This is a genomic window from Arthrobacter sp. SLBN-112, from assembly GCF_030944625.1.
In the GTDB taxonomy this organism is placed as follows: Bacteria; Actinomycetota; Actinomycetes; order Actinomycetales; family Micrococcaceae; genus Arthrobacter.
On record NZ_JAUSXY010000001.1, the window covers coordinates 1,071,672 to 1,091,116 of the forward strand.

A 19,445-nucleotide genomic window follows, 5' to 3' on the forward strand; every position below is an offset into this window, starting at 1 on the left:
GGACCCGTATGGCCGTGTCACTCCCGCTAGAGAAAACCTGTGGGGAGCAAGAGCGCCCACGCCATGGCCGGGGCAACCAGGACCACCGCTCCGGCGTAGAACATGAGTTGGCGGTAGACCCGCTGCCGGTCGTCTTCCTGGGCGTTGGCGACTACCAGGGCGCCATCGGTGGAGAAAGGCGAAACATCCACCACGGTTGCGGACTCGCGGTCACGTTGTTCCCTGCGCCAGCCGCCGATGGAGGGTGACGCCGTCGCTGCGCAGGAAGAGTTCGCGGTCGTTTCCGGGCTCCTTGAGGATCCATATCATGGTGCCGTCAAGGGCAAGCATATCGATCCGGCCGGCCGCGATGTGGCGCCCGTTCCGGCGTATTTCCACTTCGTCTGAACGGGAGAGCGTGCACCAGTTGGGTATTGGCTGTCCACGCGGAGGGCGGCGGGGCACTCCATTGCGTTCGCTGTTTGTTTCCACTGCCTGAGTCCTTCCTGTGTGTTCTTGCGTGCCGTGCCGGCAAAGCTAGCCCGGGACCCCTGCTGGGATCCCGGGCAAACACTGGGGGTGGTGGCCTGCCGGCAGGCTAGTGCGCCAGGGCCGGCTCGGCCAGCTGCACCTTTTCTTCCTCGGTGGGCACGAAGCCCGCCTGGAGTTCGGAGCGGAGCTTGGCCATGTCCAGTTCACCCTGCCATTTGGCGATGGCCACGCAGGAGACGATGTTGCAGACCGTGCTGGTCAGGGCGCGGGCCTCGCTCATGAAGCGGTCGATGCCAACGATGAGGGCAACGCCGGCCACCGGCAGGGTGGGCATGACCGTCAGCGTCGCCACCAGGGCCACGAAACCACTGCCGGTGACGCCCGCCGCGCCCTTGGAGGTCAGCAGCATCATGCCGAGCATCAGCAGGATCTGGCCCCAGCTGAGGTGGATGTCGCAGGCCTGGGCGATGAACATGGAGGCGAGGGTGAGGTAGATGGCCGTGCCGGTGAGGTTGAAGGAGTATCCGGTGGGGACCACAAGGCCCACGACGCTGCGGTCGCAACCGATCCGTTCGAGCTTGGACAGCAGACGCGGCAGGACGGGTTCGCTGGAGGACGTCGCAAGGACAATCAGGAATTCGTCCTTGAAGTAGCGCAGGATCTGCCACAGGCTGAAGCCGGTCATCTTTGCCAGGAGGCCCAGGCCCACCACCACGAAAACAATGCAGGCGGCGTAGAAGGCAAGGATCAGCATGCCGAGGTTGCCGATCGAGTGCGCGCCGTACTTGCCAACCGTGAACGCCATGGCCCCGAAGGCTCCCAGCGGAGCAACCTTCATGATGTAGCCGAATATGATGAAGAGCAGCTTGTTGAAGCTGTTGACCACATTCAGTGCCAGCTGGCCCGGCGCGCCGAGCTTGCTGAAGGCGAAGCCGCACAGCAGGGCAATAACCAGCACGGGGAGGACCTCACCATCGGCGAAGGCGCCGACGAACGTGCTGGGGATGATGCTCAGGATAAAGTCCACGGGGTTGCTGCTCGGCAGCTGGGTGGTGTACTTCTGCGCCACCGAGGAGTCCAGGTGCGTGGGATCGATGTGCATGCCCGCACCTGGCTGGAAAAGCATCACCGCGGCCAGGCCCAAGGCCAGGGCGAGTGCCGTCAGGGCGTAGAAGAGGCCCAGCGAGCGGATCAGGGTGGGACCCACCTTTTTGGTGTCCCGCAGGGAGGTGATGCCTCCCACGATGGTGCAGAACACGATCGGAGCGATCATGAACTTCACGAGTTTCACGAAACCGTCGCCGATTGGCTTGAGGGATGCGCCGAGGTCCGGCCACAGTGCGCCCACAACGACGCCGAGGGCGACTCCGATGAGTACCTGGACATACAGGTGTCCGAGGATGGATTTGATCTTCATTGAACAACTTCCTGGTTGGTGCGGCCCCTTAATGATGGGGCAAAGAGAAAGGGGTTTAGGCGGACAGCTCGGCGGCCGGGGCCACGTCGATGTCTGCGGTTGCGATGTGGCGGGCTGCCCGGTGCAGGGCCACTTCGCTGACGGCGCCGGTTTCATCGGAGATGATTTCGGCGGTGATGACGCCGGCGGGTGTCCCGACCCGCAACAAGCGGGCACTTCCGGCGCCGGTGGAGGGTGACGGGCCTGCTGCGTTGGCTACGACCGATGACTGCAGCGAGGCGGCAAGGGCAACTGCCACGGCTGACGTCAGGCCGATGGCAGGGTGGGGCGCGAGCATCGACAGCATCCGCACCCGTACGTCGTGGCTGTCCGCAGGGATGGTTGTCCCGTCCGCGGCGATGTAGTCCCCGGCAGGCGCCACAACCCCGACTTTCGGGACAGCGTTCTGTGGTGGATCCTCAGGCTTCCGCAGCCCCATGATGAGGCCCGCTGATGCCCGTGCCGCGATGAGGGTGGGCAGCTGCGCGGTGAGGGTGTCCGTCATCGAGGAAAGATCGACGCCGGCCTGGTCGGCTGCGAGAAGCACGGCAGGGGCGCCGGCGTCCACCATCGTTGCGCTCAGCGTCATGCCGTTTACCTGGAGCTGGTCCACCGTGTTGCCGGTGGGCAGGAGTGCGCCGGTGTTCTGGCCCCAGGGGCCGTGGAACGAGAGGCTGACGGGAACACCGGCAGCGCTGCTGCCCGGAACCCGGGCCAGGCCGGACTTGGGAACGTGTCCGCCGGGAGTGGGAACCGTTCCGCTGAGCACGGCGCCGGAGGTGAGGTGGCGCATGCGGACCTTGGTCATGCCGTCCCGGGCGGGAACGATGCCCGTCTGGACTGCGAACAGGGCAATGGCGGTGGCGCAGTTGCCGCAGTTGGAGCCGAGTTCAACGGTTGGGTCGCCGATCCCCACTTGGGCGAAGAGGTAGTCAAGGTCAGCCTCGGCATCGGGGGTTGCCCAGATGACGGCCGCCTTTGACGTGGTGGACGTTCCTCCCCCGACGCCGTCCAGCTGCCGCGCGTCCGCTGCGCCGAAAGCTGCTGACAGCAGTGCGGGGATGTCCTCGCGGGTGGGGGCGTGGAGGGCCACGTCCCTGGCATCGAAGAGCCAGCACTTGCTGGTGCCGCCCCGGTACCAATGTCCTTTGAGTCCCACTGTATTTCTCCCTCGTAACTTGCAGTGCTCTACTTCACAGCACCTTGTACTTCTACGATCCGGGATGGGAGGCTTCAGCACAATCGCAAATAAATGGACGACTATCTACTTTTGCTAAACTCAGTACATGGCAATCCTCGATCTCCACCGGCTCCATGTGCTCCGCGAGGTGGGCCGTTCCGGTTCCCTGACCTCCGCTGCTGCCGCCCTTTCCTTCACCACCTCGGCGGTCTCGCAGCAGATCGCGAAACTTGAGCAGGAGATGGGCGTGGTCCTCATCGAGCGCCATCCCCGGGGCGTGGTTCTGACCGAAGCGGGGCACGCCCTGCTGCACTACGCCGACGACATCGACAGGACCGTTGAAGCTGCCCGTGCCGAAATGGGGGAGTTCGCGGGCCTTCGGCGGGGCCAGTTGCGCCTTGGAACCTTTCCCACCGGCGGAGCATCCCTGATGCCGGACGTTGTGCTGGCGTTCCGCGCCCGCCATCCGGAGGTGGCAGTGACGGTGGTCAGCGCCCGCCGGGACGGCCTGCTGGAACGCCTGCGGCGGCGGGAAATCGAACTGACGCTCCTGTGGGACTATCCCTGGCAGCAGATCGAGGATCCTGACCTGACCCTGGTCCGGCTGACGAACGATCCGACAGTGCTGCTGGTTCCGCGGGAGCACCCCATTGCGAAACTGGGCTCGGTCCGCATCGGTTCATTGAGCGACCAGGAATGGGTGGTGCGTGACGAGCACCCCGTGGCCGACGTCCTCAGCCGGGTATGCCGCGACGCGGGGTTCGAGCCGCGGATCGCCTTCGCAGCCAACGATTACCAGGAAACGCAGGGCATGGTGGCGGCCGGTATCGGGATCGCCCTGGCTCCCAGGCTGGCGCTGACCGCTCTGCGCCCCGACGTCGTAGCCGTCCCTCTCGCCGGTTCCCCGAAACGGCGGATCCTCCTCGCCCATCTTGCAAGCCGTCGGCTCAGCCCCGCTGCGCAGCAGGCAACCCAGGTGTTTCAGTCCATTGCCAAAGGGCAGGCTCCCTGACAAAGGAGGGGTCCCGTTCCCGTCGGGAGTATGCCACTTCCCACTCTCGGGAATTCGTCCCAACATCTCTGCGTACTACTGTATACAGTGGTATGCGGAACTAAGTGGAAAGAGGAAAAGTGGCCACACCCGTCCATCAACGGCTTCGCGAGGACGTTCTGGCAAGCGTCTTCGCCCCGGACGAGCCGCTCACGGAGGCCAAGCTCACCGAGCGGTACGGGGCCTCCCGGACGCCGGTGCGGGAGGCGTTGCAGCGGCTGGAACAGGACGGTCTCCTCGAACGCCGCGGCAAGGCCGTTGTTGTCCGCACGCATTCGGCCGAAGAGATCATCGACATCTACGAGTCGCGAATCATCCTCGAACAGGCCGCCGCTTCCAAGGCTGCCATCAAGGCAACGTCGCTGGATAAGCGCTCGCTCAACGCGCTGCTGCTGAAGATGCGCGATCTGGACGTCAATGATGGGCGAATGCTCGCGGACACGAACCGCACCTTCCACACACAGCTCTGGCACGCCACCCACAGCCCCTCGCTGATCAGCCTGCTGGAGCGTTTGGACCAGCAGGTGCGGCGGTATTCCTTCACAACGCTGACCTACCCCGGCAGGTGGCCGGCGGTGCTGGCGGCCTACACCGAACTGCTGGCAGCCATCGAGGAGGGCGACCCCGAACGCGCAGGCAACGTGGCAGCCCGGCACATGACGGAGGCCCTGGCCATCAGGTTGAAGATGTACGCCGAGGACCCCCGGACGCTCTAGGTACACCCTGCCTGGCAGCGTCCCTTCAATCCCGCCGGCAGATGTTCCTGCATACTCCATCGCAACAGGAATCCCGAAAGTCGGGCGCAGGGCATCAGCCGGTGCAAAGAGGAGGGGCAGGCTCCAATGGGCCTCCCCTCCTCGCTTTTCCGGCGCCTGGTGCGCCGGCCGCTTTTGCTGGAACGGGCGACGACGACGGCGGGGTGAGTGCCGTCGTCGAGCCTTCCGCGGGGGCTGGCTCTGCAGGAAGTGTCCGTTCGGACGCACAGCAACGGCACAGCAGCAACCGGCCTACCGCATAGCGCCGCGCGGTTTCCTTGCATCATGACCACTTCACGCACACCCCACCAGCCCGACTTCGACCAGCCGCACCCCGATCACGACCGGGGGCTGGAGTTCGACCTGAACACCCTGGTGAGCCGCAGGTCCCTGGGACTGTTCCTGGGTGCAGGCGGCGCGGCTGCCGCGCTCGCCGCCTGTACCCCGGCCGGGAACACTGGTGCCACGTCGTCAGCCACTTCCTCAGCGACCGCCACTGCTTCGGCGACTGCCGCCGGCTCGTCTGCCGCCACCGCCACACCAACGCTGACCCGGGCCATCGCCGAATGCGGCGTGGAAATCCCGGAGGAAACCGCGGGCCCGTATCCGGGCGATGGCTCCAACGGGCCGAACGTCCTGGAAGCGTCCGGGGTGGTGCGCCGGGACATCACTTCGAGCTTCGGCACGGCTTCTGCGAAGGCCGAGGGCGTTCCGCTGACCTTCACCCTGACCCTCCTGGACAACGCCAACGGCTGCACCCCGATGGCCGGCGCCGCGGTGTACGCCTGGCACTGCGACCGCGACGGGAAGTACTCGATGTATGACTCGAGCCTGAAGAACGAGAACTACCTCCGCGGCGTGCAGGAAGCCGATGCCAACGGGCAGGTCACGTTTACGTCCATCTTCCCGGCCGCCTACTCCGGGCGCTGGCCGCACATCCTCTCCGAGGTGTTCGAGTCCATGAACAACGCCACCTCTGCCGGGCAGGTGCTGGCCGTCTCCCAGGTCGCGTTGCCGAAGGCGGCCTGCGACGACGTCTACGCCACCCCCGGATACGAAAAGAGCATCACCAACATGACCCGCACCACCCTGCAGTCGGACAACGTGTTCGGGGACGACCTCGGCATCTACCAGCTGGCGACGATGACCGGCTCGGCCGCGGCCGGTTACACGGCGGGGCTCAACGTGACCATCTAGCGCGTCGGAGCTCCTCAGGTCCAGGCAACTGCCCCCGGTTCCGTTACATCGGTCTGTTATTAAGGGACAATCAAGGGGTCAACATCTGAGGACTGGGCGGATCGATGGGGCACGGTATGGGGCGCACCGGCGGGAGCGTAGCTGCTGCCTGCCTGCGGATCTTCCTGGCGGCGATTTGCGTGGTGGCGCTTATCTGCGGCGGGGACGGTACGTCCGGGGCGCCATACGTGACCATGCGGCCGCATGAACGGGTTTCAAGCCAACCGCAGGCCGAGCCCCTGCCCACCCTGGTGTCGGACATGTTGGATCGCGCGGTCGGGGCGCCCGGCGGGTACCCCATGACGTTGACCGCCCACGTCGGAGATCATCGCGTCAATGCGTCCTGGACCTATATCGACGGGCTGCCGGGGTTGAACATGCAGGTCGATTCCTGGCTGCTTGGCGTCCTGGATGCGGCCGCGCCGGCCGGCAGCCGCTACCGGCCCGCGATGGCACTGAACGCACTCCAGCCCTTGAACCAGGAAATGACCGTCTCGGCGGCGCCCGTGCAGGCTGCCGGAACAATCGTCGTCGTCCGTGAAAAAGTGAAGAGTTCCGGGACGAACGGGACGGGCTCCGTAAGGTCTGCCACCGTGTACGTCGACACAGTCACCGGGCAACTGCGCAGCGGCGCGGAATTGCTTCGGCCGGAGTCTGTCCCCGGCATCCAATCCCGCATCACGGGTGTCCCGGCGGACATCGCGGCGCCTTCCCAGCAGGAACCACCGGTGACCGACCTGCTTCTCAGCCCATCGGGGGAACTCACGGTAACGGCGGAGTTGCCCGGGGGGCCCGGCCGCCAGGTGTCCATGACGATGAGTGCCGGCGATGCCAGGGCGGCGCTCAGCGACTACGGCCGCCACGTGCTGGGGCAGCTGAACGCCGCCGCGGTCCCGCGTCCGGCGACGGCACCGGCACTCCGGCATGTGAACTGCGACATCGTCCCGTGCGCTGCCTTGACGTACGACGACGGGCCGGACGCCCGCACGACACCGCAGCTTTTGGCCATCCTGGCAGAGAGAAAAGCCCAAGCCACCTTCTTCATGACCGGGTCCAATACTGCCGCCAACCCATCAATCGCGAAACAAGTGGCCGACGCAGGCTACGCGATCGGAAACCATACCTACAGCCACCCTTATCTCACCAAGCTGCCCATCCCCGCGGTCAAGAAGGAGATCGAGCGTACGGACGCCGCCATCCTGGCCGCCACCGGGTCCACCCCGGCCATGATGCGGCCGCCCTACGGTGCAGCTGATGCCGCCGTGCAGGGTGCGGTGGGCAAACCACTCATTATCTGGGCCGTCGACTCGCTTGACTGGCAGAGCAAGAACCCGGCGGCCTTTGTGCCCAAAGTGCTCAAGGAAATTACGCCCGGGGCCGTGGTGCTCATGCACGACGTCCAGCCAACGACAATAGCCGGACAACAGGAACTGATCTCCACCCTGCAAGGGCAGGGCTACCGGCTGGTGTCAGTCCCGCAGCTCTTCGAAGGAACGCCGCTCATCCCTGGCCACGTCTACAGGTCCCGGCCCGCGCGCCCATAGGCGGACGTTCCGGCCGCGTTGAAGCAGGATGCCACGACGCCGCGCGAAGGGGCGCGCTGGCCGCCGTGACGGGGGTCATTCCAGCAACAGGCCTCCGGACCGGGGTGCCAGGACGTGGTCAAGGACGATGCAGGCGGCTCCCACGGCCGTGATGTCCTCGCCGAGAACCGAACCCACCAGCTCGACTTCGTGGATCATTCCCATGGCCAGGCGGTTGGCAAGGGCGGCGTGGAGGACTTCAAGGTATCGGGTTCCGACCGGGGGCCAGGACGGTCCACCGAAGACGATGCCATCGACGTCGAGCAGGTTCGCGATGTCCTCCACGGCACGGGCAAGGCGGTCCGCTGCTTCCTGGAAGATCGACGAGGCGCTTTGGTCCCCGGCATCCGCCAACGCCGCCAGCTTGTGGAAGTGGTCGGTGATTTGGCGCAGGTCCGAATCGTCGACGGGGCCGGAGAGGATCCCCTTGACGACGGCGTCGTTGACCAGCTCGACGGGCATGATGGATATGCCCAGGCAGCCCTTGCGTCCGCAACCGCACAGCCGGCCTCCCTCACCGGTGGAAAAATGTCCGATCTCGCCCACATTGTTCGAAGATCCGCGCACCACTTCGCCGTTCATCACCACGGCTGCGCCGACGCCGCTGCCGAGGTAGACGAAGGCAAAATTCTGGTCTGATCTCTTGTCCCGCACCCACAACTCGGCGTGGGCTGCCGCGGCTGAGTCCTTATCCAGGAAGACGGGAAATCCCGTGGCTTTCCCGAGCGATTCCCGCAATTCCACGCGCTCCCAGCCGGTCAGCATCGGCGGCCCAACCACGGCGCCCTGATCGAACTCGATGGGTCCGGGTGCGGCGATGCCTACTCCCAGGACGCGCGTCCGGGGTATATCCGTTTCGCTGATCAGATCCTCAATGGCAGCCGCAATCCGTGCCACGGTTTCTTCCGGTCCGGCAACGGCCACCACCGGGAGGTGTTTGCGGTGCACCACCGTACCTGCCAGGTCCAGCAGCACGAACGTGAGCATGGATGGATCCAGGTGGGCCCCCACCGCATATTTGCTCTTCGGATCGATGGTCAGCGTGGTTCGCGGTTTGCCCTGGGGGACGTGCACTTTTCCGCTCTCCAGGATCAGTCCCAGATCCAGCAGCCGCCTCGCGATGTTGGACACCGTCTGCGTGGACAGGCCCGTTGCGCCGATGAGTTCCACCCTGCTCATCCCTGATTCCGAGCGGCGCACGAGGTCCAGTACAACGGCCTGATTGAAGGCGCTGACACGCTCCAGATTCGATCCGCGAGGCATCCGAACTCCCTAACTCAATTTATTTGACTAAGCCCGATCCTAGACTATAGTGGCCTGTATCACAGGCTGTCTGTTAGTTCGGACACTCCAACAAGTAGCTTCGCAGAGGCGGAGCTCTGTCTCCCAAAGGGATCCCCTGATATGACTAGGACGAGATTTTTTGCGGCTGCAGCAGGTCTGCTCGCGGGCACCGTTGCCCTGAGCGCCTGCGGCAGCTCATCTGCACCATCCCAGGCAACCGACCAGAATGCGGACGCCAAGGAGGTGACGCTGACCATTACCGCCAACTCCATCTCGGGCGGGAAAAATGCCGCCGGCGCCGACTGGATCACCAACTACGTCATCCCCAAGTTTGAGGAGGCGGAAAAGGCCAAGGGCGTCACGGCCAAGGTCAACTTCCAGCCCAACGGCGTGGATGACCAGGCCTACAAGACCAAAGTCTCGCTGGACCTGTCCACGGGGCAGGGCGCGGACGTCACGTCCATCGACGGCATCTGGCTGGGCGAGTTCGCTGACGCCGGGTACATCAGCCCCCTTGAGGACATTGTGGGCAAGGACAAGGTCCAGGCCTGGGACGGCTGGAAGCAGATCAAGCCTGCCGTTCAGCAGCTCACCACGTACGAGGGCAAGCAGTACGGCGTTCCGGACGGCACGGATGGCCGGGTCATCTACTTCAACAAGACCCTGTTCGCCCAGGCGGGCCTCCCCGCCGACTGGCAGCCCAAGAGCTGGGACGACATCCTCGATGCCGCGCGCAAGCTCAAGAAACTTCCGGACGTGACGCCCCTGCAGATCAATGCGGGCAAGGCAATGGGAGAAGCGGCAACGATGCAGGGGTTCCTGCCGTTGCTGCAGGGTACCGGCCAGCCGATCAACAAGGACGGCAAGTGGCAGGGCAACAGCCAGGGCGTCCAGGACGTGCTGAACTTCTACTCAAAGGTCTACGGTTCGGAGCAGCTGGGCGACCCCCTGCTCCAGCAGGACGCCAAGGGCCGGGACAAGTCCTTCCAGGAATTCTCGCAAAACAAGTTGGGCATCCTGATCGAAAGTGACTACCTCTGGCGCTCCGTGATCAACCCGGTGAAGGGTGTGTCACCCATGGCGAACCGGGACAGCGCAGTGGGGTGGGCAAAGATCCCCGCCCAAGCGCCCGGCAAGGGCCCCAACGGCGCTGACTTTGTCAGCATGTCCGGCGGTTCCGGTGAGGTTATCAACCCCAAAACCAAGTACCCGCAGCAGGCATGGGAACTGCTCCAGTTCATGTCCTCGGCGGACGCGATCAAGGCCCGAATCGGGTCAACTCCCCAGATCTCAGCCCGGGACGACGTCAACGGAGAAATCCTCAAAGCTGACCCGTTGCTGAACTTCATTTCCACCGAGGTCCTGCCGGTGACGGCGTTCCGTCCCGGACTCGCGGACTACACCCAGGTTTCGGCTGCACTGCAGGACGCCAGCGGGATGGTGGCCTCGGGCAAGTCGGCCGCGGATGCAGGCAGCTCGTACCAGAAGGCGTTGGAGGGAATCGTCGGTGGTAGCGACAAAACCTTCAAGTGACCCAAAAGTGGAGGCTCCGGTGACCGCTCCAGCAGCGGGCACCGGGCCCTCCCGGGCAGTCGTTGACGACGGCGACGTAGCAGGCCTGGGCAAAGCGAGGGCCATGGCCTTCCTGGCGCCGGCCCTGCTCCTGATCTCGCTGTTCCTCGTCTTCCCCGCCCTCTGGACGCTCTACCTGGGCATGACCAATTACCGCCTCAGTGGTTCAGCGGCCAAGAACCCGCAGTTCGTCGGGATAGACAACTACATCAATGCGCTCTCCGACGACAGGTTCTTCAACTCCCTGGGGCTGACGCTGATTTTCGTGTTCGGGTCTGCCGTCATCGGACAGTCCGCACTGGGGTTCGCCATCGCCTGGACCATGACCAGGGTCAGGAAATCGGTGCGGGCCGTCGTCGAATTCTTCGTGCTGCTGGCCTGGATCATTCCCAGTTCGGTCACCACCTTCCTGTGGTACGCAATGCTGGACCGCAGCGATGGCACGCTGAACGCGATGCTCTCCACGGGCAACACCGCCTGGCTGCTCGACTACCCGCTGCAGAGCATCGTTGTGTTCAACACCTGGGTGGGCACAGCATTCTCGATGCTCCTGTTCAGTTCCGCCCTCGCCTCGGTGCCGCCATCCCAGCTCGAGAGCGCGCGCATGGTCGGGGCCGGCGCCTGGGCACAGTTTCGCGACGTGGTGTTCCCACACATCCGTGGACACGTCCTGACCAACACGCTGCTCATCACGCTCTGGACTTTCAACACCTTCACCCCCTACCTGCTCACGGCGGGCGGACCCGATGACCGCTCCAACATCCTGCCGATTTTCATCTACCGGCTGGCCTTGAACGACGGAGCACTCGGGCAGGGCTCGGCGATCTCACTGATCATGATCATCATCAACCTGGTCATCGCCACCGTTTACCTGCGCCTGCTGAAGGAGAGAAAATCATGACCGCCGTGACTGGCTCCAAGCGAACCGCCAACGGTGAGAGCCGGCAGATGCTCACGCACTTCCTTGGGCTGATGGGCAAGAGCGTCTTCACCGCCCTGGTCCTGGCGTTCTTCGTCATCCCCGTGCTGTGGCTCGTCTTCGCACCTTTCGACGCCCACCCCGGCCTGAACGTGAAGCTGCCGGAATTCACCTTCAACAACTTCAAGATCCTGTTCGACAACCCGACCGCCATCGCTTCCCTTGGCAACTCGCTGATCCTGGCCCTCGGTTCGATGGTGGTGGTGCTGGTCCTCGGCTCGCTGGCTTCCTACTCGCTGTCACGCGTGAAAATACCCCGGCCGCGACCTGCTGCTCTACACACTGCTGCTGCTCTCGTCCATCATCACGGGCACAGCAGCCATGGTGCCCACGTTCCTGCTGATGGTGAAGCTGGGCCTCATTGACTCCCAGTTCGGTGTGATCCTCGTGCTCAGCGGCGGGATCCTCCCCACGGTGATCTTCATCCTCAAGGACTTCATGGACTCAACACCCAAGTCCTACGAAGAATCGGCACGCCTTTACGGTGCCAAGCCCCTGCGGATCCTGTGGGACGTCGTCATCCCGCTGGCCCGGCCCGGGCTCGCCACCATCGCCGTGTGGGCTGTCGTCCAGGTCTGGGGCAACTTCCTGGTTCCCTACATCCTGCTTAGGTCCCCATCCAAGTCGCCCGCGGCCGTGGTGATGTACACCTTCTACACCGAAGGCGGCCAGCCGAACCTCGCCCTGATTTCCGCCTTCTCACTGCTCTTTTCAATCCCCGTCGTCGCAATGTACTTCTTCGTCAACCGGCGCTACGGGTTCCGCTTCCATGGAGGTATCAAAAGCTAATGGCCAGCATCACCACCAGCTCCCTGATCAAGGAGTATCCCGGCGGAGTCCGCGGCGTGGACGAAATGGACGTCACCATCCACGACGGCGAGTTCTTCGCCCTGCTGGGTCCCTCCGGCTGCGGCAAGACCACCCTGCTTCGCACCATCGCGGGCCTGGAGAAATCCACGTCCGGCAGCATCAAAATCGGCGATCGGGAAGTCACTAACATGGAACCGGGGCAGCGCCGCGTCGCCATGGTGTTCCAGGACTATGCGTTGTTTCCGCACATGTCCATTGCCGACAACATCGCGTACCCGCTGAAGATCCAGAAGGTCGCCAAGACCGAACGCCACTCCAGGGCCGAAGAAGTCGGTGACAAGCTGTCCCTCCAGGGCTTGCTGGAGCGCCGGCCCGGGCAGCTTTCGGGCGGCCAGCAGCAGCGCGTCGCCCTGGCCAGGGCGGTGACCAGCCGCCCCGACGTCTTCCTGTTTGACGAACCCTTGTCCAACCTGGACGCCCGCCTCCGGCTCGAGGCCCGGACATTCCTGAAGAAGCTCCAGCTGGACCTCGGCGTCACCACGGTGTTCGTCACCCACGACCAGGCCGAAGCACTCGCCCTCGCCGACCGGATCGCGATCATGCGCTCGGGCAAGATGCAGCAGCTCGGAACGCCCCGGGAAGTGTTCCAGCGTCCGGCCAACACCTTTGTGGCGTCGTTCGTTGGCTCAACGTCCATGAACCTGCTCAAGGGCATCGTCGGGGACCACACAGTGACGATCGGCACCCAGCAGGTGCCGTTGCCCTCCGATGCCGTCGGCAGGGTAGCCGAGGGCCAGGAAGTCACCTGGGGAGCCCGGCCCGAATACCTGGGCATATCCCCGGCCGCGGCCCCCGGCAGCCTGGAAGGAACGGTCACCGTGTCTGAGAACCTGGGCGCCTCCGCCCTGATAACGGTGGAACTGGCGGACAGCGGGGAACCGGTCCAGGTTGTGGTCAGTGAGGACCATGAGCCCGGAATCGGAACACGCCTATGGGTCACGTTTGAGCCCCGGCGGACGCTGTTGTTCGATGCTGAAGGTCTGCGGATCGGAGACTGACGGTGCGCATCAGCCGGATGCTGACCCCGGAGGACCGGGCAGGGAACCTCTACTTCGACGTTCCCTTCGAGCTGGGACGCTGCGAATCTTTGGAAGTGCTCCTGGACTACGACAGGTCCCGGGCGGTCATTGATTTGGGCTGCATGGGTCCTGGCGGGTGGCGGGGTTGGTCCGGCGGAGCCAAGAAGCGGTTTGTGATCAGCAGGACCGCGGCGTCCACCGGCTATTGCCCGGGTGAACTTGAAACCGGTGTGTGGAAGGTTGTGCTGGGCCTTCACCAGATTCCGGCGGAGGGTGTCACGGTCGAGTTGACCATCAATACGCCGGCAACAGGGGCCGTGGAACCCGAGCCGCCGGCCCCCGCGCCGGCCGGCACAGTCCCGGCCAGCCGCCGTCGGAATCTTCCTGCCGCGGCAGGGATGCGGTGGCTTGCCGGGGATTGCCATGCACACAGCCTCCATTCCGACGGCAGCCTCTCCCTCCGGCAACTGGCGGGAGAGGCTGCACGGAACGGGCTGGACTTCCTGGCCGTCACGGACCACAACACCGTCAGCCACCATCCGCACCTGCAGGGCGTGGGCAATGAGTATGGGATCGCGCTTTTGCCCGGACAGGAAGTCACCACCGTCCGCGGCCATGCGAACGCCTACGGCCGCATTAACTGGGTGGATTTCCGGGACCACCCTGACGCCTGGCTTGACCAGGTTGAAGGCGAAGGCGGATTCCTGTCCATCAACCACCCGGTGGCCACCGATTGTTCGTGGCAATGGCAGTTGTCCCGGAAGCCCACCCACGCCGAGATCATGCATGAAACCTGGTTGCCCAACCGGCGCGATACCAGCATCTGGGCTTGGTTGAGCGCCTGGAGCGAGCCCGTCATTCCGCTCGGGGGCGGGGACTTCCACCGCCTCGAGGACGGCCATCCCACCGGGCTGCCCACAACTTGGGTGCAGTCTGCGGACCCGTCCGAAGAGGGACTCCTGGCGGCGCTCAAGGCCGGCCCGACAGCCCTCAGCCTGGGGGTCGACGCACCGCTGCTGTTGCGGGTCGACGGCGAATTGGTTGCTATCGACGCGGAAGGGACCATCCTGGTGGACTTCGAAGGCCGCCGGCAGCTCATCCGCGACCCCTATGCAGCCATCGACGCCCAGGGAGCCGGACCGTACCGGCTCGAAACGTCGGACCGCCGCATCCTCGCCCTCACCACATAGCCTGACCAAACAGATACGCCCCGCTTCTGGTGAAACGGGGCGTATCTGTTGTGGCAATTACTTCGAGGGAGTCAGGCGCAGTGTCCGGATTTCCCACGGATCCAGCTCGAACTTGTACTCACCGTCAGCCGGTTCCGAGGACAACGTCCGGCCCGCCAGGTCAACGGTGGACACGCCGCCGAAGGGGCCGGTCACCACGCCACCGGTGGGCTGTTCGGCCAGCAGGACAACACGGATTTCGACGTCGTCGCCCACCTGGCGCATGCTGCTCAACCGGATGCCATCCCCCCTGAGCCGCAGGCCTTCCGCAGGCGCCGGAACCGTGGGTGCCGGGGTGCCGCGGCCGCGTACGGCCAGGCCGGGTGCGTTGAAGTGGTCCGCGAGCCGCACCGCGTCCGCGCTGCGGTAACCCTGCGCGGAGGCCATGACCGCAAATTCGACGTCCACCTGGGTTCCTGCTTCTTCCGCGCCCGGGATGGGGATCTCGGAGGCGGCCGGTTCGTCACGAAGAGGGTGCACGTTGACGCTGATCGATCCCACGGCGCGCAGCAGCGTGAGCGCCAGTTCCTTTCCATCCACCACCTCATACTCGGTGGCGTCGTGCAGGAGCACGGTAGCTGGTCCCGCGGACACGAAGGTGTAGGCGGGGAACGTCGGAAGCGGAAATTCGCCGCCGCCGCCCTCTGCGGTAAGCGGGCGGGTGGTGATGGAGAACTGGCCTTCCGACGCGGAGGATTCCACGGGGCCAGGGAGCGGGATGTGCATCCGCAGCCGGTGGTCTGCTGCCTCGTTCGTGAACTGGACGCGAAGCCGAACGAATGGTTCACCGCGGCGCAGCTCCACGAACGTGTGGACCGGAACGTCGACGGTGTCGTTGTCCCGGCTCCCCATGCTGCGGTCCAGGGAACGCGGCCAGGAGTAGTGCCTGGTGACCTTGACGACTGCGCGTACGGGTCCGCGTTCGACGACCTCCACGGCCACCCGGGAAGGGTCAGTGACGATCCTGTCCACGGCTGGAGGGCCGTAGTTGTAGCTGTCCCCGCAGTCCCCGCCGTCAGCCAGCCTGCCGATACCGTGCAGGACGGTGCCGTCCGCCCCGGTCAGGGTGACGTCCCCGTCCGGGCCGATGCGCGCCGAGATGAGTCCGTTGTCCAGAATGCCGTCGTCGCAGCTGATGTGCTCCGGTTCGGGGCGTTCTGCCTGGAAGACCTTGAACGGGGTAATGCCCATGGCCGCGACGGGGACGCCCACCAGCACCCGGCGCCGGGGTTCGGCGACGATCCGGACTTTCCAGTCGCCGGGGTGTGCCTCGACGGCGGCTGCCAGTTCGGCCTTGAACGCGACGATGTCGAACACCGGGGCCGTGGGCACCTGCGCCACATCGAACTCGAGGGAATACGGTGCCACCCGGTACTGCTCGATGAGCTGGCCGAACAATTCGCGTCCGTGGATGCGGTTCATCATGCGTTCCACCAGGACGGAGGCGTCCATGGTCTCATCACCGAGCATGGTGGGGGCGTGCTCGGTTTCCTGCACCGGCAGCAGGGTGCCGTCGCCGGTCATGGCGGCCACGGGCAGTCCTGCTTCCGGGGCAGGTACGTCGAGTTCCACCACCACGTTGCGGTCCGCGGGCAACGTATTGAACGCCACGAACGCGTCGCTGGGGATGCCGCCGGCCACCGAGAGGGCCACTTCGTCGCGGGCGGCGCGGGCTATCTGGGCTGCTTCGTGCAGCCGCGCCTCTACCTGGCTGACGGTTTCATCGGTGCCGGAGCCCACCACGGAGTCGTGCGCGGTGGACTCGATGATGCGGCGCCAGGACATGCTGATGAAGGGTTCGAAGTCGACGCCCAGATGGGCTGCCGCCAGCCGTTCGGCGTCCAAGGCCATCCGCTCTGCGGCGGCCATCGCGATCTTGAGGTTGCGGCGGATGGAGAAGACACCCGGAAGGATGTTGCCCCGGGCATGGGAGCGGAGTTCCCCGCGCACTGCCTCCAGGCGCGCATCCTCCGGGTCGAAGGCCGAAACGTACTCTTCCAGCGTGCCGACGCGGATGGGGAAGGCGGGTGAACCGTACGTGTCCACGTGGCGCATCAGTGCCGTGTCCGGCGGCATGTGGTCGGTGCCGACCATGCCCAGGATGGGGTCGCCGCGGTACCTGTCGGCGGTTTGTTGCCGGTATTCCGCCAACGCGTGCGGGATGTGTTCGGGAATGGCCAGGAGGTCCAGGGCACTGCCGTATCCGTCGAAGAGGTATTCCACCCGGACGGATGATCCGTCCGGGGCTTCCCACCTGAACGAATGCCCGGAAACTTTGGCTGGCACTCCGCGCCAGAGGCAGGCGTGGGCGATGCCGGCCCGGCTCAGGATCTGCGGCATTTGGGCCACGTGGCCGAACATGTCGGGCAGGTAGCCCACATTCATGTACCCGCCCAGCCGCCGGGCGCCCGCCATGCCCATTTGGAGGTTGCGGATGATGGTCTCGCCCGAGCACAGGAATTCGTCGAGCAGGATCTGCCAGGGGCCCAGCGCCAGTTGACCACTGGCCACCACGGCGCGGACCCGCTCTTCGTTTTCGGGCCTGATTTCCAGGTAGTCCTCGATCGCGGCCGTCTGGCCGTCAAGCGTGAACCGGAACCGTGGGTCTTCCTCCGCCATTTTCAGGACGGTGTCGAACATCTGGACCAGCTTGAAGCGGAACACCTGGAAGGGTTCGTACCACTCCCGGTCCCAGTGCGTGTGGGGTACCAGGACGATGCCGGTCTCCTCTACCGGGCTCATGCCGAGGCCGCCTCTCCGCCGAGGGAGAGCTGCAGGGACTCGGCCAGGGCTGCGGCGATCAGCTGGGCGACCCGGACGTCCGCCTCACCTTCGGCGATCCCGGTGGGAGGTGTCGCTTGACCGTCCACCATCCTGTGGAAGGCGACGAGTTCCTGCTCAAATGCTTCCGTGACGTCGGCGAACAGGGAGTCGGAGACCCCGCTGCCGGCTTTCTCGGTGATCTGCAGCCTGGTGGGGGCGTTGAGGAGGTAGGGGACGGTGAATTCCAGTTTTCCGCTGCCCGTGGTGTGGTGGACGGTCACGGTTTCGCGGTACGCGGGGTAGTCGGCCAGGTAATGCCAATTGAAGTGCACGCGGACCCCCTCGGCAGCTGTCGCAGCTATTTCGATGGACCCCGGATCGTCCTGTTCTGCCCAGTAAAGGACGGAATCGACTGCCTGCAACGGGCCCACCAGCGCCCGGACCACCGCGATGTCGTGAATGAGGCTGCCAAGGATGACGTTTGAGTAGAGCCGCCGCAGCAGGCCGGGGCTGTCTTTGCCCAGGGCTGCATCCAGCTTTTGTTCGTCGGCTTCCACCAGCCCGGAGAGCACGTCGGCGGGGACGTCCCGGGCTCCCGGGTGGAGGTTGGCGAAGGCCAGCTGCGCGGAGCCGGCGGGGTGGAGCACTTCCACGTTGACGTACCGCGTGTCTTTCAGGCCTGGCAACCGTTCTTTCAGGGTCAGGACGGCGGGGTCGTACTCCTTCATGTAGCCCAGCAGGAGCATTGGCCGGCCCTGGCCCTGCTCGGCTTTGCGCAGCAGTTCGATCTCCCCGAGGGAGAACGCCAGTGGCTTCTCGCACAGCACCGCCACCCCTGCTTCGATGCACTGCAGGGCCGGCTGGCCGTGGGATCCCGAGGTCAACAGCAAGACGGCGTCCAGGTCCTCACCGGCCAGCATGTCGGTCAGGTTGTGGTACTGGTGCCCGGCCGGGATGCCGTATTGGGCGCCTACCCGGCCAAGCAGGGCGGGGGAGAGATCTGCCACCGCAACGAGGTCGAACAGATCCCATCGCCTTGTGATCAGGGGCAGGTGCACGGACTGGGCAACGGCGCCCAGTCCCACAACTCCGATTCGAAGCAAAGTCATTAGGGGATCCACTTTCTGAGTACGTTGCGGTTGATGGCATGGTGTTTGTCTGCAAGGTCTGGGTCGTCGCCAGGCTGGGGGATGGTGTCCTGCTCCACCACCAGCCAGCCGTCATAGCCTGTCCGCGCCAGACCGTCCATGAACGTCTCCACATCCAGGTCGCCGTCGCCCAGGGGCACGAATGCCTTCCCGGCCCAGACATCACGCATGTCCCCTTTGTCCCGGACCACGGCGCTCAGGACGTCGGCCCGGGCATCCTTGATGTGGACGTGGTTGATCCGTTTCCCCCACAGCCCGAGGCTTTCCACCGGATCACCGCCACCAAGAATGAGGTGGCCGGTGTCCAGCGTTAGGCCCACGTCAGTGCAATCGAGGAACTCCTCGATCTCTTCCGGTGTTTCCACGTAGGTACAGGCATGGTGATGGAAGGTGGGTTCGTACCCGCGGTCCCGCACCAGGCGCGCGGCGGTGGCCACGTTCCGGGCCACCGTGGTCCAGCCCTCCGCGTCGAGGGCCACGTGCGCGCCTCCTCCCGGATTCGCCCGACGGCGGTCGGAGCCGCTGTCCGCAAGAGTCGGCAGCGGCAGGTGGCCCCGCAGCCCGGCCGAGGCTTCGTCAAACACGTCAAGTACTACCGAGAGCGACGGAAGCGCCGCGGTAAAGGCGTCGTCGTCGGTGAAGGGAAGATCGATCCAGCCGCCGGCGAGGGACAACCCGTACTCCTCCAGCCGGCTACGGAGCCTCGGGCCGCGGCCGAGAAATCCGCACCGGCCCCAGATCGATCCCGGTATATCCGTGTTTACTCAGGACCGCGCAGACCTCGTCCGGCCCGGGCACGCGGCCTCCTGCTGTTGCGCCTAAGTCAAAGACGCCAAAACTCACGGGTGC

The 19,445-nt window shown here is 65.1% G+C and carries 17 protein-coding genes and 1 pseudogene; 10 read left to right on the forward strand and 8 right to left on the reverse strand.

The features are described 5' to 3' along the window. Positions 1 to 26 precede the first annotated feature (26 nt). The 4 genes and pseudogenes from QF050_RS05010 to QF050_RS05025 form a co-directional block, all read right to left on the reverse strand. Positions 27 to 203, reverse strand: a pseudogene (locus QF050_RS05010) (C4-dicarboxylate ABC transporter); the annotation flags it as partial. A gap of 7 nt (positions 204 to 210) precedes the next feature. Beyond that, on the reverse strand, positions 211 to 471 hold the full coding sequence (locus QF050_RS05015) for a hypothetical protein (protein ID WP_308929435.1): 261 nt from the start codon (positions 469 to 471) through the stop codon (positions 211 to 213). A gap of 106 nt (positions 472 to 577) precedes the next feature. After that, positions 578 to 1,888, reverse strand: a complete 1,311-nt coding sequence (gene dctA / locus QF050_RS05020) for a C4-dicarboxylate transporter DctA (protein ID WP_308929436.1) — start codon at positions 1,886 to 1,888, stop codon at positions 578 to 580. 55 nt (positions 1,889 to 1,943) lie between these two features. Next, positions 1,944 to 3,086, reverse strand: coding sequence for a PrpF domain-containing protein (locus QF050_RS05025; RefSeq protein ID WP_308929437.1), 1,143 nt, complete (start codon positions 3,084 to 3,086; stop codon positions 1,944 to 1,946). Between the two features lie 127 nt (positions 3,087 to 3,213). On the opposite strand from QF050_RS05025, the gene QF050_RS05030 reads away from it, so the two are divergent. From QF050_RS05030 to QF050_RS05045, 4 genes are all read left to right on the forward strand, one after another. Next, a complete protein-coding gene (locus tag QF050_RS05030; protein WP_308929438.1) occupies positions 3,214 to 4,119 on the forward strand; it encodes a LysR family transcriptional regulator in 906 nt (301 codons plus the stop codon). Between the two features lie 119 nt (positions 4,120 to 4,238). Further along, on the forward strand, positions 4,239 to 4,874 hold the full coding sequence (locus QF050_RS05035) for a GntR family transcriptional regulator (RefSeq protein WP_308929439.1): 636 nt from the start codon (positions 4,239 to 4,241) through the stop codon (positions 4,872 to 4,874). A 324-nt stretch (positions 4,875 to 5,198) separates the two neighbouring features. Further along, on the forward strand, positions 5,199 to 6,110 hold the full coding sequence (locus QF050_RS05040; RefSeq protein ID WP_308929440.1) for an intradiol ring-cleavage dioxygenase: 912 nt from the start codon (positions 5,199 to 5,201) through the stop codon (positions 6,108 to 6,110). A 116-nt stretch (positions 6,111 to 6,226) separates the two neighbouring features. Then, on the forward strand, positions 6,227 to 7,693 hold the full coding sequence (locus QF050_RS05045) for a polysaccharide deacetylase family protein (protein WP_308929441.1): 1,467 nt from the start codon (positions 6,227 to 6,229) through the stop codon (positions 7,691 to 7,693). Positions 7,694 to 7,768: 75 nt separating this feature from the next. Here the strand turns inward: QF050_RS05045 and QF050_RS05050 are convergent, their stop codons facing one another. Beyond that, complete coding sequence (locus tag QF050_RS05050) at positions 7,769 to 8,995, reverse strand: ROK family transcriptional regulator (RefSeq protein ID WP_308929442.1); 1,227 nt, start codon at positions 8,993 to 8,995, stop codon at positions 7,769 to 7,771. Positions 8,996 to 9,136: 141 nt separating this feature from the next. Here QF050_RS05050 and QF050_RS05055 point away from each other — a divergent pair, with 141 nt between their 5' ends. From QF050_RS05055 to QF050_RS05080, 6 genes are read left to right on the forward strand one after another with little or no spacing between them, the layout of a single operon-like run. Continuing rightward, complete coding sequence (locus QF050_RS05055) at positions 9,137 to 10,549, forward strand: extracellular solute-binding protein (protein WP_308929443.1); 1,413 nt, start codon at positions 9,137 to 9,139, stop codon at positions 10,547 to 10,549. 19 nt (positions 10,550 to 10,568) lie between these two features. Next, a complete protein-coding gene (locus tag QF050_RS05060) occupies positions 10,569 to 11,489 on the forward strand; it encodes a sugar ABC transporter permease (RefSeq protein ID WP_308929444.1) in 921 nt (306 codons plus the stop codon). Further along, positions 11,486 to 11,932, forward strand: a complete 447-nt coding sequence (locus QF050_RS05065) for a hypothetical protein (RefSeq protein ID WP_308929445.1) — start codon at positions 11,486 to 11,488, stop codon at positions 11,930 to 11,932. Before QF050_RS05060 ends, QF050_RS05065 begins: the two co-directional genes overlap by 4 nt. Then, a complete protein-coding gene (locus tag QF050_RS05070; RefSeq protein ID WP_308929446.1) occupies positions 11,889 to 12,356 on the forward strand; it encodes a carbohydrate ABC transporter permease in 468 nt (155 codons plus the stop codon). Before QF050_RS05065 ends, QF050_RS05070 begins: the two co-directional genes overlap by 44 nt. Beyond that, positions 12,356 to 13,435 carry an ABC transporter ATP-binding protein gene (locus QF050_RS05075; RefSeq protein ID WP_308929447.1) on the forward strand — a complete coding sequence of 360 codons (1,080 nt, stop codon included), beginning with the start codon at positions 12,356 to 12,358 and terminating at the stop codon, positions 13,433 to 13,435. Before QF050_RS05070 ends, QF050_RS05075 begins: the two co-directional genes overlap by 1 nt. Positions 13,436 to 13,437: 2 nt before the next feature. After that, positions 13,438 to 14,646, forward strand: coding sequence for a CehA/McbA family metallohydrolase (locus QF050_RS05080; RefSeq protein ID WP_308929448.1), 1,209 nt, complete (start codon positions 13,438 to 13,440; stop codon positions 14,644 to 14,646). Between the two features lie 57 nt (positions 14,647 to 14,703). On the opposite strand, the gene QF050_RS05085 is transcribed toward QF050_RS05080, so the two are convergent. From QF050_RS05085 to QF050_RS05095, 3 genes are read right to left on the reverse strand one after another with little or no spacing between them, the layout of a single operon-like run. Continuing rightward, a complete protein-coding gene (locus QF050_RS05085; protein ID WP_308929449.1) occupies positions 14,704 to 17,427 on the reverse strand; it encodes a glycoside hydrolase family 38 C-terminal domain-containing protein in 2,724 nt (907 codons plus the stop codon). Next, positions 17,424 to 18,557 (reverse strand): Gfo/Idh/MocA family oxidoreductase, encoded by a 1,134-nt coding sequence (locus QF050_RS05090; RefSeq protein ID WP_308929450.1) that lies wholly within the window; start codon positions 18,555 to 18,557, stop codon positions 17,424 to 17,426. Before QF050_RS05090 ends, QF050_RS05085 begins: the two co-directional genes overlap by 4 nt. Next, positions 18,557 to 19,270 carry a TIM barrel protein gene (locus QF050_RS05095; protein ID WP_308929451.1) on the reverse strand — a complete coding sequence of 238 codons (714 nt, stop codon included), beginning with the start codon at positions 19,268 to 19,270 and terminating at the stop codon, positions 18,557 to 18,559. Before QF050_RS05095 ends, QF050_RS05090 begins: the two co-directional genes overlap by 1 nt. Positions 19,271 to 19,445: the final 175 nt, after the last annotated feature.

Excerpts from the sequence above, each read along its gene's own strand:
- dctA (WP_308929436.1), bottom strand. The coding sequence starts at position 1,888 with ATGAAGATCAAATCCATCCTCGGACACCTGTATGTCCAGGTACTCATC.
- QF050_RS05030 (WP_308929438.1), top strand. The coding sequence starts at position 3,214 with ATGGCAATCCTCGATCTCCACCGGCTCCATGTGCTCCGCGAGGTGGGC.
- QF050_RS05040 (WP_308929440.1), top strand. The coding sequence starts at position 5,199 with ATGACCACTTCACGCACACCCCACCAGCCCGACTTCGACCAGCCGCAC.
- QF050_RS05045 (WP_308929441.1), top strand. The coding sequence starts at position 6,227 with ATGGGGCGCACCGGCGGGAGCGTAGCTGCTGCCTGCCTGCGGATCTTC.
- QF050_RS05050 (WP_308929442.1), bottom strand. The coding sequence starts at position 8,995 with ATGCCTCGCGGATCGAATCTGGAGCGTGTCAGCGCCTTCAATCAGGCC.
- QF050_RS05055 (WP_308929443.1), top strand. The coding sequence starts at position 9,137 with ATGACTAGGACGAGATTTTTTGCGGCTGCAGCAGGTCTGCTCGCGGGC.
- QF050_RS05065 (WP_308929445.1), top strand. The coding sequence starts at position 11,486 with ATGACCGCCGTGACTGGCTCCAAGCGAACCGCCAACGGTGAGAGCCGG.
- QF050_RS05070 (WP_308929446.1), top strand. The coding sequence starts at position 11,889 with ATGGTGCCCACGTTCCTGCTGATGGTGAAGCTGGGCCTCATTGACTCC.
- QF050_RS05075 (WP_308929447.1), top strand. The coding sequence starts at position 12,356 with ATGGCCAGCATCACCACCAGCTCCCTGATCAAGGAGTATCCCGGCGGA.
- QF050_RS05085 (WP_308929449.1), bottom strand. The coding sequence starts at position 17,427 with ATGAGCCCGGTAGAGGAGACCGGCATCGTCCTGGTACCCCACACGCAC.
- QF050_RS05090 (WP_308929450.1), bottom strand. The coding sequence starts at position 18,557 with ATGACTTTGCTTCGAATCGGAGTTGTGGGACTGGGCGCCGTTGCCCAG.